Source organism: Luteibacter sp. (assembly GCF_051958795.1).
Classification (GTDB): Bacteria; Pseudomonadota; Gammaproteobacteria; order Xanthomonadales; family Rhodanobacteraceae; genus Luteibacter.
The window spans coordinates 1-12,023 of record NZ_JBQCFT010000286.1; the positions used below are offsets into that span (position 1 = coordinate 1).

9 protein-coding genes are annotated in these 12,023 nt (G+C 67.9%); 5 read left to right on the forward strand and 4 right to left on the reverse strand.

The window, feature by feature from the left end; genetic code table 11:
- Position 1: 1 nt before the first annotated feature.
- Complete coding sequence (locus tag ACTHLF_RS14890; protein WP_440328160.1) at positions 2-769, reverse strand: hypothetical protein; 768 nt, start codon at positions 767-769, stop codon at positions 2-4.
- 160 nt (positions 770-929) lie between these two features.
- On the opposite strand from ACTHLF_RS14890, the gene ACTHLF_RS14895 reads away from it, so the two are divergent.
- The 4 genes from ACTHLF_RS14895 (at position 930) to ACTHLF_RS14910 (ending at position 6,250) form a co-directional block, all read left to right on the forward strand.
- A complete protein-coding gene (locus ACTHLF_RS14895; protein WP_440328162.1) occupies positions 930-1,931 on the forward strand; it encodes a FecCD family ABC transporter permease in 1,002 nt (333 codons plus the stop codon).
- Positions 1,928-2,713, forward strand: a complete 786-nt coding sequence (locus ACTHLF_RS14900) for an ABC transporter ATP-binding protein (RefSeq protein ID WP_440328164.1) — start codon at positions 1,928-1,930, stop codon at positions 2,711-2,713. The genes ACTHLF_RS14895 and ACTHLF_RS14900 overlap by 4 nt, the downstream gene beginning before the upstream one ends.
- On the forward strand, positions 2,710-3,579 hold the full coding sequence (locus ACTHLF_RS14905) for a cobalamin-binding protein (RefSeq protein WP_440328166.1): 870 nt from the start codon (positions 2,710-2,712) through the stop codon (positions 3,577-3,579). Before ACTHLF_RS14900 ends, ACTHLF_RS14905 begins: the two co-directional genes overlap by 4 nt.
- Before the next feature lie 67 nt (positions 3,580-3,646).
- A complete protein-coding gene (locus ACTHLF_RS14910; protein WP_440328168.1) occupies positions 3,647-6,250 on the forward strand; it encodes a response regulator in 2,604 nt (867 codons plus the stop codon).
- A gap of 3 nt (positions 6,251-6,253) precedes the next feature.
- Here ACTHLF_RS14910 and ACTHLF_RS14915 read toward each other — a convergent pair whose 3' ends face one another.
- Together ACTHLF_RS14915 and ACTHLF_RS14920 are read right to left on the reverse strand one after the other, a co-directional pair.
- Positions 6,254-7,099, reverse strand: coding sequence for a class I SAM-dependent methyltransferase (locus ACTHLF_RS14915; protein ID WP_440328169.1), 846 nt, complete (start codon positions 7,097-7,099; stop codon positions 6,254-6,256).
- A 35-nt stretch (positions 7,100-7,134) separates the two neighbouring features.
- Positions 7,135-9,045 carry an LTA synthase family protein gene (locus ACTHLF_RS14920; protein WP_440328170.1) on the reverse strand — a complete coding sequence of 637 codons (1,911 nt, stop codon included), beginning with the start codon at positions 9,043-9,045 and terminating at the stop codon, positions 7,135-7,137.
- 130 nt (positions 9,046-9,175) lie between these two features.
- Between ACTHLF_RS14920 and ACTHLF_RS14925 the strand changes: the two genes are divergently transcribed.
- Complete coding sequence (locus tag ACTHLF_RS14925; protein WP_440328172.1) at positions 9,176-9,802, forward strand: YrbL family protein; 627 nt, start codon at positions 9,176-9,178, stop codon at positions 9,800-9,802.
- A gap of 115 nt (positions 9,803-9,917) precedes the next feature.
- On the opposite strand, the gene ACTHLF_RS14930 is transcribed toward ACTHLF_RS14925, so the two are convergent.
- Positions 9,918-11,597 carry an ArnT family glycosyltransferase gene (locus ACTHLF_RS14930; protein WP_440328173.1) on the reverse strand — a complete coding sequence of 560 codons (1,680 nt, stop codon included), beginning with the start codon at positions 11,595-11,597 and terminating at the stop codon, positions 9,918-9,920.
- Between the last annotated feature and the right edge of the window lie 426 nt (positions 11,598-12,023).

Consider the following 12,023-nt stretch of genomic DNA (forward strand, 5'->3'; position numbering starts at 1 on the left):
TTCATGGCTTTCCAAGCTCCTCGGCCGCTTGCAGCAGGGGTACCCCGGAGACGCGCAGCAGGCCGGTGTACGGCGCCTCCAGTTCCATGACCAAGAAGATCGATCCCGAGAAGGCCAGCGCCGCGCAGAACAGCACGACGCGCACCGAGGGGTTATGCATGGCGAACGTGCCCATGCCGACGAATATCAGGATGATCCACGCGGTGACCACGATGAGCAGGGGCAACGGCTCCGAGGACTTCTCGTGCTCCGAGGTGAGGATGCGTTCGTGCGCGAGCTCCGCCGTACATTCCAGCGCACGGTGCTGGAACCACCACTGTGCTTCGGTGGTGGGGCGCAGCTCCAGGATCTTCCGCTGGAGCAGGGTGATGATGCTCAGGCTGGTCTGCGGCAGGCGGAATACGATCCGCTGCATCTCGCCATCGGGGGACACCCGATTGGTCGCGCGGGCCAGGAAGGCACGCAGGTCGGCGCGGATCGGCTCGGTTTCCGGGCCATAGCCGGAAAGGGCACGGTCGAGCAGCAGGGTCGACGTGGCGACACCGACGATGTCGTCATTGGCACGATCGAAGGTCGCGCGCGCCGAGGTCACCATGAAGCCCAGGACCAGGGCCGCCAGCGTGGCCATCATGCTGATCCCGAACTGCGCGGCTTTCTGTGCCTCATAGACACGGTGCTGCTCCGGCATGCGCCGCGCGATCCACTCGCCGATGTAGAGGCTTGCGCAGGCGAGCAGGAACACGCCCAGCGAGACGACGATCGCGAACATCGGTGGCACTCCCCATGGGTTGGCCCCATGGTGGCGGGGGACGCGCCGCGCGGCTTTCGAAATAGCACGGTCCGTGATGGACCGGTCGCTGCCATCCTGCCGAGCTGTTTGGCGGGAGCATCGCCGGGTGCGAAGCGCAGCGACAACACGGGTTCCGCGTATGGCCACGTTCGGCGCCGCCCTGCGCCTGTGGGCCGGCCTGCTCGCGCTCTCGGCGCTGGTCATCCTGGCCTCGGTGCTGGTCGGCGGCGATGGCTCGTCGCTGCGCGCCTCATGGCATGGGCTTGTCGGAACAGCCGACACCCCCATGCATAGCATCGTCCACGAGCTGCGTATCCCGCGCTCCCTCGCCGCCTACGGCGTGGGCGGCCTGCTCGCCCTATCCGGCTGCCTCATGCAGATCCTGGTCCGGAACCCGCTGGCCGACCCGTACACGCTGGGCCTCTCCGGGGGAGCGGCGGTCGGCGCACTGGGCGCCATGCTCGCGGGCGCGGGGGCGGTCGTGACGGCTGGCGGCGCGGCCCTGGGGGCGCTGTTCGCCTGCGTCGCGGTCTTCGTGCTCGCGCACCGTGACCTCATCGCCCGGCGGCGTACCGCCCACCGCGACGATGCGACCGACCTGATCCTGATCGGCGTCATGCTCGCCTCCGGCTTCGGTGCCATCGTCAGCATGATGCTGGTGCTGGCACCCGACCGGAACCTGCGCGGCATGCTGTTCTGGATGATGGGCGACCTGAGCGGCGTGGCGAGCCCGTGGCCGCCGCTGCTCTCGATGCTGGTGGCCCTGCTGCTGGTCACCCCGCTCGGCCGCCAGCTGAACCTGCTGGCGCGCGGCGAGGAATCGGCCAGCGCGCTCGGCGTGCGGCCGAACGCGGTCAAGTCGGCCATCTTCGCCATCGCCTCGCTCGCCACCGCGGTCGCGGTGACCACCGCGGGCACCGTCGGCTTCGTCGGTCTCGTCGTGCCGCATGCCCTGCGCCGCCTCGTCGGCAACGACCAGCGCGTGCTCATCCCGGCCAGCGCCCTGTGCGGTGGCATGCTCGTCGTGTGCGCCGACACCATCTCGCGGATCGTCGCCGATCCTATCCAACTGCCGGTCGGCGCGGTCATGGCGATCATCGGCGTTCCCACGTTTCTCGTCCTGCTGGTACGCCGCCGGTGAGTGCCACGCTCACCACCGAGCGGCTGCGGCTGGCCGTGCGCGACCGCCAGCTCGTCGATGCGCTGGACCTGCGCATCGAGCCCGGCCAGGTTTGGTGCGTCCTCGGCCCCAACGGAGCCGGCAAATCCACGCTGCTGCGCACGCTTGCCGGCCTGCGTGACGCAGAGGGCGGCCGCGTGCTGCTCGATGGCCACGATGTCGCCCACTGGAAGCCGCTGGAACTGGCCCGGCGCCGAGGCTTCCTCCCGCAGGCGGTCGTCGATGCCTTCAGCCTCACGGTGATCGAAGCCGTCACCGCCGCGCGGCATCCCCGGCTGCCTTTCTGGGCCTGGGGCGATGAAGACATGGGCACGGTGCGCGCGGCGCTTTCCCGTTTCGAACTCGATGCGCTGGCCGAGCGCGATATCACCACGCTCTCCGGCGGCGAGCGCCAGCGAGTGAACATCGCGGCCCTGTTCGCCCAGGACGTCGATGTCATGCTGCTGGACGAGCCGCTATCGTCGCTCGACCTGCACCACCAGATGAAGACCCTGCATGAACTGGTGCTCGCGTCGCGCGCCGGGCATGCCGTGGTATTCACCGTGCATGACATCAACCTGGCCATGCAGCACGCGACGCACGCGGTGTTGCTCGACGGCCACGGCGGTGCGCTCGCCGGCCCCAGGGAAGCCGTGGTCACGCCGCAAAACCTTACCGCCGCTTTCCATCATCCGATCCGCGGCATCACGATCGATGGCGAGATCTTCTTCCGTGCCGCCCGCCTGACGGACACCCGCCCATGATTCGCACCCTTGCTTTCATCGCCGCGTTACTCGCGGGCCCGGCCAGCGCGGCCGCCATCCGCGTCACCGACGATGCGGGCCACACGGTCACGCTGGCGGCACCCGCGCACCGGATCGTCAGCCTCGCGCCGAACATCACCGACACGCTTTATGCTGCTGGCGCTGGCAGCTTCGTCGTCGGCACGTCACGCTTCAGCGAACACCCCGCGGCGGCAAAGAGCATCCCGGTCGTCGGCGACGCCACCATGCTCGACCTGGAGCGCATCGTGGCATTGCGCCCCGACCTGATCATGGTGTGGAAAAGCGGCACGCCGGCCGCGCAGGTGGAGAAGCTCGCCCGGCTGGGCATTCCCATCTATTACGCCGAGACCACCCGCCTGGCCGACATTCCGGCCGCGACCCGCCGATTCGGCCAGCTGGCCGGCACCGAAGCGGCGGCGAATGCCAACGCGCTCGCATTCAGCAACGCCCTGGACGGCCTGCGCGGCGCCTTCGCCGGCAAGAAGCGGCTGAAGGTGTTTTTCCAGGTATGGGACCGGCCACTCATGACGGTGGGGCATGCGCAGATGATCTCGGATGCCATCGACCTCTGCGGTGGCCAGAACATCTTCAACGACCTCACCCAGGCGGCCCCCACGGTGGGTCGTGAAGCCGTGCTCGCCCGCCAGCCCGACGTGATCATGACCGCCGGTGGCGAAGGCGATTCGCTCTCGGCATGGACCCAGGGTAACGGCCTGGCCGCCGCGCGGCGCGGGAACGTCATCGCGATCGATGCGCCCACGCTCGCCCTGCCCTCGCCCTCCATCCTGCCCAGCGTGCGGACGCTGTGCCTGAAGCTCGACGAGGCACGCCGGCGCACACCCTGAACGGCCTTGCGGTCGTCATCACATTCGCCGTGTTTACACTTCGCGGGTGTCCCCGCCGACCCGAACCATGACAGACGCCAGCTCACCTGCCGTGAATCGCGATCTCACCTGGCTCGACGGGGGTGGCGAACTCGGGGCGCTCATCCGCGCTTTCGACTGGGAGCGCACGGGCCTCGGGGCGCTGCCCTCGTGGCCGCAAAGCCTGCGCACCGCCACCAGCCTGCTGTTGCTCTCGCCCGTGCCGATCGTGCTGCTCTGGGGCGAGAAAGGCATCATGATCTATAACGATGCGTATTCGGTGTTCGCCGGCGGCCGCCACCCGCAGTTGCTGGGTTCCGAAGTACGCCAGGGCTGGGATGAGATCGCCGACTTCAACGATAACGTGATGCGCGTCGGCCTGGCCGGCGGCACGCTCGCGTACAAGGACCAGCGCCTGACGCTGCAGCGGCACGGCAAGCCCGAGCCGGTATGGATGAACCTCGATTATTCGCCGGTGCTCGATGAAAGCGGCCGGCCGGGCGGCGTGATCGCCATCGTCGTGGAAACCACCGAGCGCGTACGCGCCGAAGCGTTGCTGCGCGAAAGCGAAGGTCGCTTCCGCGCCCTGGTGAACGCCACGTCCGACGTCGTCTACCAGATGGACCCGAAGTGGGTATGCATGAGTGCGCTGGACGGACGCGGCTTCATCGCCGATACGGACGCACCCTCGCCGGATTGGATGACGAACTACATGCCCGTGGACGAGCAGCCGCGCGTTCGCGCCGCCATCGACGAAGCGGTGGCCAGCAAGGGCATCTTCGAGCTTGAGCATCGGGTCAAGCGGGTGGATGGTTCGATCGGGTGGGTGCAGTCGCGCGCGGTGCCCGTGCTCGATGAGGAGGGCGCCGTCACCCAATGGTTCGGTGCCGCCGCTGATATCAGCGTCCGCAAGTCAGCGGAGCAGGCCCTGCGCGAGAACGAAGCACGCCTGCGTTTCCTCGATGCACTGAACGAGCAGACCGCGCGCAGCACGGATGCCGACGAGATCCTGCGCATCAGCACGCGCATGGTGGGCGAGCACCTTGGCGTGGCCCTTTGCGCGTACGCCGACATGGATGCGGACGAAGATGGCTTCACCATCCGCGGGGACTGGACGCTGCCCGGTTACGACAGCATTGTCGGCCGCTACCGCCTGCGCGATTTCGGCAGCCTCGCTGTCGCGCGGCTCAGCGAAGGCAAGCCGCTGATCATCGAAGACAACGCGAGCGAGTTACCCGCCGACGAAGCACGCGCGTTCCGCGCACTGGGCATCGCGGCGACGATCTGCATCCCGCTGGTCAAGGAAGGCAAGCTCACCGCGCTGATGGCGATCCACGACGGTACGCCACGCGCATGGCAGTTACGTGAACTGGCGTTGCTGGATGAAGTGACCGAACGCTCGTGGGCGCACATCGCGCGCGTGCGCGCGGAGGCCGATGTACGCGAAGGCGAACGCCGCTTCCGGGAAGAACTCGAGCAGCAGGTCGCCGAGCGCTCGGCGGCGCTGGAGCGTTCGCAGGCGCACATCCGCCAGACGCAGAAGATGGAAGCGCTGGGCAGCCTCACCGGCGGCATCGCGCATGACTTCAACAACCTGCTCATGGCCGTGCAGGGCAGCCTGGAACTGCTGCGGGAGCGCATGCCGCAGGATCCCCTCCTGCTTCGCCTCGTGGATAACGCGCGGGCCGGCGCCGAGCGCGGCAGCTCGCTTACCCGGCGCATGCTCGCCTTCGCCCGCCGGCAGGACCTGAAGTCCGAACGCGTCGACCTTCGCCGTCTCGTCGAAGGCATGACCGAGCTGATGCAGCGCTCGCTGGGTGCCACCATTACGGTCGAAACCGATTTCGCAGCAAACCTGCCCGCGGTCGAGGCCGACGCGAACCAGCTGGAATCCGCCCTGCTCAACCTCGCCGTGAACGCGCGCGACGCCATGGACGGGGTGGGCACCATCGTCATCAGCACGAGTGAGGCATGGGCCGGCCACGACGATGAGCGCCTCTCGCCGGGCCACTATGTGCGGCTCGTGCTCGCGGACACGGGCGCAGGCATGGACGAGCACACCCTGAAGCGTGCGACGGAGCCTTTCTTCACCACGAAGGGCGTCGGCAAGGGTACGGGCCTGGGCCTCTCCATGGCCCACGGCCTAGCCGAGCAGCTGGGCGGCGCCCTCATCCTCAGCAGCCAGCCCGACCAGGGCACGACGGCGGAGATCTGGCTGCCCGCCATGGCCCCGACGGCCGACACCGCGGCACCACAGCCCGAGGCAACCGGCGCGAAGCCACGCTGTCCCGGCACGAAGCGCATCACCATCCTGACCGTCGACGACGACGACCTGGTCCGCGCCACCACGGTGGAGATGCTGGAAGACCTCGGTTACGAGGTGGTCGACGCGCGCTCAGGCGCCGAGGCGCTAGGCCTGCTCACGACGCGACGCGTGGATCTGGTGATCACGGATCACGCGATGCCGCATATGACCGGTGCGCAGCTAGCCGTGCAATTGCACGACCGGTGGCCGGCGCTCCCGGTGATCATGGCGACGGGCTACGCCGACCTGCCGGTGGGCGTGCAGCTGGATCGGCCGCGGCTCGCCAAGCCGTATTCGCAGGCCTCGCTCGCGGATGCCATCGCCGGCGCGCTGCCCTGCGAAGAGTGAGGCTCAGGCCTTGGCGACGATGAGCCAGGCGGGTGCCCAGCTGTAATCGTGGATGTGGCTGGTCGAGGCGACGCGGTAGCCGGCGCGGGTCAGTTCTTCCTGCCATGCGCTGATCGGCTGCTCCCAGTTCGACGGGGCCGTGGCACGCAGCTGGCCCAACAGCATCGGGGCGAGAAAGCCGCCGGACACGAGCGGCGCGTCGTCGCCATACTCACGCGCGACGCCTTCGTAGCGCGTTGCCAGCGATAAGAACCTCTCCTCGGCGTTGGCAAACGCCGGCACATCGAATTCCACAATGGCGAGGCGCGTGGCGTGCCGGCGCAGCCGCTTCAGGGCGGCGAGACGCTCACCGGGCGGTATCGACTGCAGGGCGAAGGTGGATTGCGCGAGATCCCAGCGCCGCTCGGGCGCCAGCTGCGCCAGGAAGGCCTGGAGGGTTAGCTGCCACGCTTTGCCTTTCGGGAGCCTCGGCCGCAGGGCGTCGAGCAAGCCACCGGACGGTTCGACGACGTCTACAGTCGCGGGGACATGCCGGGTCTGGCCCAGGGCGGGCAGGAGGGCCATGCCATCGCCCACGCCGATATCGAGCAGGCAACGCGGCGCCAGCTGTTCGTACAGCCGGGCGAGGGCCGCACTCACCGCACCGTACAGCGGTGGATTGCCACCGGCGCGGATGAACACCTCGAAGGCACGCGGCTGGTCGTACGCGCCATGCGCATCCGCCCCTTCCGTCGCGCCCAGGAGCGCCGCCGCCATCACCGAGCCATCGTCCCGGGCCTTCGCAAGCCACGGCCGCGCGTCGCCGTGTTCGGCGAGCAGGCGCAGCGCGAGGGCGAGCGGCGTGGTCATCGGCGCATTCTAGGCCAGCGATGGCTGCGCGCGTGTCAGTGCGCCTCGTCGCCCTTCTTCGGCGGCAACCGGTAACGCTGGTGGCTGTAGGCCCAGCTCGGCCACAGGGCGTGGGCCAGGGCCAGCTTCTCCAGTTGGGGATCCACCGCCTGCGGGTCGAGCTTCTCGCCCTGCACGCCGTAGTGGTACTGCGTCGCGGGCTGGTTCGGACGCAGCACCAGCAGGGTATCGCCGTTGAGGTAACCGTAGTTGTCGCCGTACTGCATGATCGCGCGGTCGGGATAGCGCTGGGTGAGGTCGGCGCCGAGCATCGGGTGTTCGCTGCTGATGCCGATCAGCGAGAGCAAGGTGGGCGCGAGGTCGATCTGGCTCACGATGTGCTCGTCCTTCTTCACCGGCACGCCCGCGCCCAGGATCAGCGCCGGGATGTGGAAGTGGCGCACGGGTACGAGGCTGGCACCGAAGACGCGTGCATCGTGGTCGGCCACGATCAGGAACACGGTGTGGTCCCAGTAAGGCGACGCCTTGGCCTTCGCGAAGAACTGCCCGATCGACCAGTCCGCGTAGCGCACGGCATTGGCATTGCTCGCCGGCTCGCCCTCGGGCGTGATCCGCCCGGCCGGGTATTCCCACGGCGTGTGGTTGGAGACCGAGAACGCCACGGTCAGGGTCGGCTTGTCACCATCGTCGAGCAGGCGCTGGTGCAGTACGTTGAACATATCTTCATCGGAGGCACCCCACGAGCCGACGAAAGCGGGCTTCGTCTTGAAGCTGGCGCGGTCGACGACTTCGTTGAAGCCATTGCCGAAGAAGAACGAACGCATGTTGTCGAAATGCGCTTCACCACCGTAAAGGAAACGGGTGTGGTAGCCGAACGTATCGAGCAGCGCGCCAAGCGTGAAGAAATCACGCTGGCTGCGCGGCAGCTTGAGCACGGCTTCAGCCGGCGTGGGCAGGAAGCCCGTCGTCACCGCTTCCAGGCCACGCGCGCTGCGCGTACCGGTGGCGTAGGTGCGCTCGAGCCACCAGCCTTCGTTCGAAAGCTTATCTAGCTCCGGCGTATAGCCCGCGCCGCCCAGGCTGCCGACGAACTGCGCACCCAGGCTTTCCTCGAGGATGATCACCAGGTTGAGCGGCTTGCCATCCTGGCGCGTGGCCGTCTGTTTGTGCAGTGACGGGTAATCCGGTTCGATCGGCGCACCGGTGAAGCCCGCGGTCGTGCGCACGATGTCGTTCATTTCGCCGTCGGGCATCTTGCCGTACACGGCCGAGGCGGAGCGCTCGTTGCCGAGGGCCATGGCGGCGTTGAGCACGTTGTAGAGCGAATTGAGCGGCAGCGTGTTCACCATGGCATCGTTGGTGAATGCCACCTGCGAGGCGTTGAGCGGGCGGTGCTGCAGCGTGCCGCGGCCGGCGAGGAACAGCACGCAGAAGACCAGCACCGTCGCCACCGGCCGCAGCCAGCCACGCACGGCGCGCGCATCCGGCCTACGCGTCGGTAGCAGTTTGAAGCCGACCCAGCCCAGCAGGGCGAACACGATCAGGCCCAGGCCCACCGAGAGCTTGTAGCCGTTCCACAGCATCGCCGCCACTTCGTGCGGGCTGGTGAGGTATTCGAAATACAGGCGGTTCGGGCGCGTGTCGTATTCGATGAGGAACTGCGGGGTGGAGACCTCCAGCAGCACGTAGAGCAGCCACCACAGGCGCAGCCACCACGCGGTGAGGCGTGTGGGCCACGCCCGGTGCCCCAGCCAGGGCGCCAGCAGCGCCGGCACCGCGATAACCATGGCCAGCAGGGAAAGGTCGATACGCCAGCCACCCAGCAGTACCGGCCACAGGCCGCCCGCGTCATGGACGCGCGTCCATTGCCAGGCGGAGAAGGCCAGGCGGGCGAGGGTCAGGAAGACGAGGACAGCGGCGGCGAAACGCCAGATAAGCTTGCGCACGAGGAGGATCCGGGCTGGGCGCGGCATTCCGCCGCGCGGTGACAGGCATGTTACTGCCCGGGCACTTTACACTGTGCGCCTTACCTGCAACTTCCGGCGGCCCCCCGGGGCCCGCCCATGAGGATCCACGATGTTCAGACTGGCCGACGCCACGCCCATCGCCACCGGCCACGTCCGCGAGGTGTACCAACACCCGGATGACGAAAACCTCCTCGTGAAGGTGATATCCCACGCCTCGATCGAAGCCCGCTGGAACCAGGCCCCGTGGTACCGCCGGCTGGCCCGCAGCGGCCCGTACAAGGATTTCGTCCGCGAGTTCCGCGAATACGTGACCAGCGTGTACGTGGGCGGCTATGAGACATCGCCCGTCGCTCGCGTGGTCGGCCTGATCATGACCGACATCGGTCTGGGCCAGGTCGTCGAGAAGGTCCGCACGCCGGATGGCCGTCTCGCGCCCACGCTGCACGACTGGGTAAAGGCCGAAGGCTTCACCGAGCACACCCGTGCGGAGATGGAGGCGTTCTACGCGCGCCTGCTCAGCCACAACACCATCGCGGCCGACCTGCACGCCTGGAACGTGGTGTATGGCGAGGATTCGCGCGGCGGCCCGCGCCTCGTCATGATCGATGGCTTCGGCGAGAAGAACATCCTCCCGCACCAGTCGATGAGCCGCTCGCACAACGCCGCCCGCACGAAGAAAAAATACGAGCGCATGCTGAAGCGCACGATCGCCGAGGCACCAAGCCGCGCCGGCTGAAGCCGTCGCTCTTGTGGGAGCGCGCTTGCGCGCGATGGGGAGTACGGCAAGCACCCATCGCGTGCAAGCACGCTCCCACAGCACGCTCCCACAGCACGCTCCCCACGGCGCGCTTCTACAAAGGCTTGCAGCCTTGCTTTGTCGCGTTGGCGGGGAGCAGGACGAAATCCACGCGGTTGGCGGTGCCGAGCGGGCGCACGTTTTCCTTCACCACGCAGCTGTCCAGGGCCTCGTCGTTGGCGAAGATGAACCGGTGCGCGGGATCCGCCGCCTGCCAGGCGCGCGCATCCGCGAGCTGCTCGGCGGCGGCGCGGGAAAATCCGAACTCCGCCACGGGGCGCCGCGCCTGCAGAAGGTTTTCTTCGCGCCAGGCCACCAGGCCGAGCTGCCCATCGGGACCGATCGCATCGTCCGCCACCGCCATCACCGCACGAGCCGACTGGTTCATGTTGAGCAAGGGATAGGTGCCGAGTGGCCAGATCACCCAGCCCAGCGCCATCCCGCATAGCAACGCACCGATGCCACGGCGCGGCCGGAACACGGCTGCGGCCACGAAAAAACCGACACCCACCACGACCACCCAGATCCACAACGCTTCGCCGTGGCCGGCCAGCTCGTAGCCTTTTGCCAGACGACGCGCGACCTTTGGAGCCGCCTCCAGCGCCCACACGCCCGCGGCCGTGAACACGATGCCCGCGGCCACGGTGAGCCAGAACGCGACGCGCGGCAGCCAGCGCGTTTTCGCCAGTTCAACCACATGCGGTGCCATGGCGATCGCCAGCATCGGCAACATCGGCAGGATGTAGATCTCGCGCTTGCCACGCGGGATCGAGAAGAACACAAGGACCAGCAGGCACCACGCCAGCGGGACCCATACCCGCGGCTCGCGCAGGCGCAGCGCATCACGCCAGCGCGGTGCCACCGCGGGAATAAGCAACCACGTAGGCAGCCACCCGCTGACGATCACGACCAGGAAAAACCATGGCGCCTCCTCGTGCTGCCAGGAGTTGGCGTAGCGCTCGGCGGTCTGGCGGAACAGAATGTCGTTGACGTACGAAAGGTACTCCGCATCGCCGTGCCCATACGCTGTCGCCAGCATCGGCACGAGCCACAGCGCGATAGCCAACAGGAATGCCAGCGCGCCAGCCGCCCACCGCCAGCCATCGCCCTGCGTACGCAGCACGCCCTGCCAGCCGCGCATGCGCACGACGACGTAAGGCAGGAGCATGAAGAGCGCGATGACACCCACGCCCTTGGTGATCACGCCGAGCCCGGCGGCAAAGCAGCCCAGCCAGTACATGCGCCAGTTCGGGCCACGCAGGCAGTGCAGCAGGATCCCGGTGTTGCCCAGCGTGATCCAGAAGAGATTCAGCGGATCGATCTGCGCATGCCGCACTACGTCGATGAACGGCATGCTCATCAGCACGATGCCTGCCGCGAACAGGCCGGTGCGCGCACCCCACAGCCGCCGGCCGAGGTGCCAGGTAAGCGCGAGTGTGCCCAGGCCCGAGAAGAGCGACGTGAGCAGGAACGCACCGCGCCAGCCGCCGGTGAGCCACATCCATGCGGCCTCGGTCCACATCAGCATCGGCGGCTTGTCGGAATACAGCTCCATGCCGCGATGGGGGAACAGCCACTGGCCGGATTCGAGCATCTGCCTGGCCACGAGGGCGAAGCGCGGTTCATCCGGCGGCCACGGGTCGCGCAGGCCGATCCCTGCTGCAAGCACGATCAGTGCGATCAGCATGAACCAGGCGAAGTGCCGCCACGATGTGCGGTCGTCGGTGTAATGCATGCAAGAGTGGGCCCGTATTGAAGCGGTCATGCTAGCTGACAGGATGTGTCCGCGGGCTTACAGAACCCTTAGACCAGGCTCACTTCTTCACGACGGGGCCTTTCGACGATCCCTCCGGGGGCCTTGCCCCCGGAGGGGCGAAGCCGGGTCGAATCCGGCCGTTGCCGGCCCCATTTCAATTTTTCGAAGCTGGGACGTCTAGGGGTTTCGCCGGTGCGGATACCGGTGTGCGTCCCTGCCCGTACGCATGCCGGTTCCGCACCGTGCGACCCTATACGCGGAACACCCCCCATGAACGCGGTACCCCGAACGATGGACCCAACCGAGGCGACTGGCGCGCCACGCGGACGGCGGGCCGACCAGGTCGTCGCCCTCTTCCGTGAGCACAACGCGGCCCTGGTCGCGTTCCTCCGTGCGCGGCTGAAC

What these genes read in the sequence shown, in the direction of transcription:
- ACTHLF_RS14890 (WP_440328160.1), bottom strand. Translation starts at nt 769, where the DNA reads ATGTTCGCGATCGTCGTCTCGCTGGGCGTGTTCCTGCTCGCCTGCGCA.
- ACTHLF_RS14895 (WP_440328162.1), top strand. Translation starts at nt 930, where the DNA reads ATGGCCACGTTCGGCGCCGCCCTGCGCCTGTGGGCCGGCCTGCTCGCG.
- ACTHLF_RS14905 (WP_440328166.1), top strand. Translation starts at nt 2,710, where the DNA reads ATGATTCGCACCCTTGCTTTCATCGCCGCGTTACTCGCGGGCCCGGCC.
- ACTHLF_RS14910 (WP_440328168.1), top strand. Translation starts at nt 3,647, where the DNA reads ATGACAGACGCCAGCTCACCTGCCGTGAATCGCGATCTCACCTGGCTC.
- ACTHLF_RS14915 (WP_440328169.1), bottom strand. Translation starts at nt 7,099, where the DNA reads ATGACCACGCCGCTCGCCCTCGCGCTGCGCCTGCTCGCCGAACACGGC.
- ACTHLF_RS14925 (WP_440328172.1), top strand. Translation starts at nt 9,176, where the DNA reads ATGTTCAGACTGGCCGACGCCACGCCCATCGCCACCGGCCACGTCCGC.
- ACTHLF_RS14930 (WP_440328173.1), bottom strand. Translation starts at nt 11,597, where the DNA reads ATGCATTACACCGACGACCGCACATCGTGGCGGCACTTCGCCTGGTTC.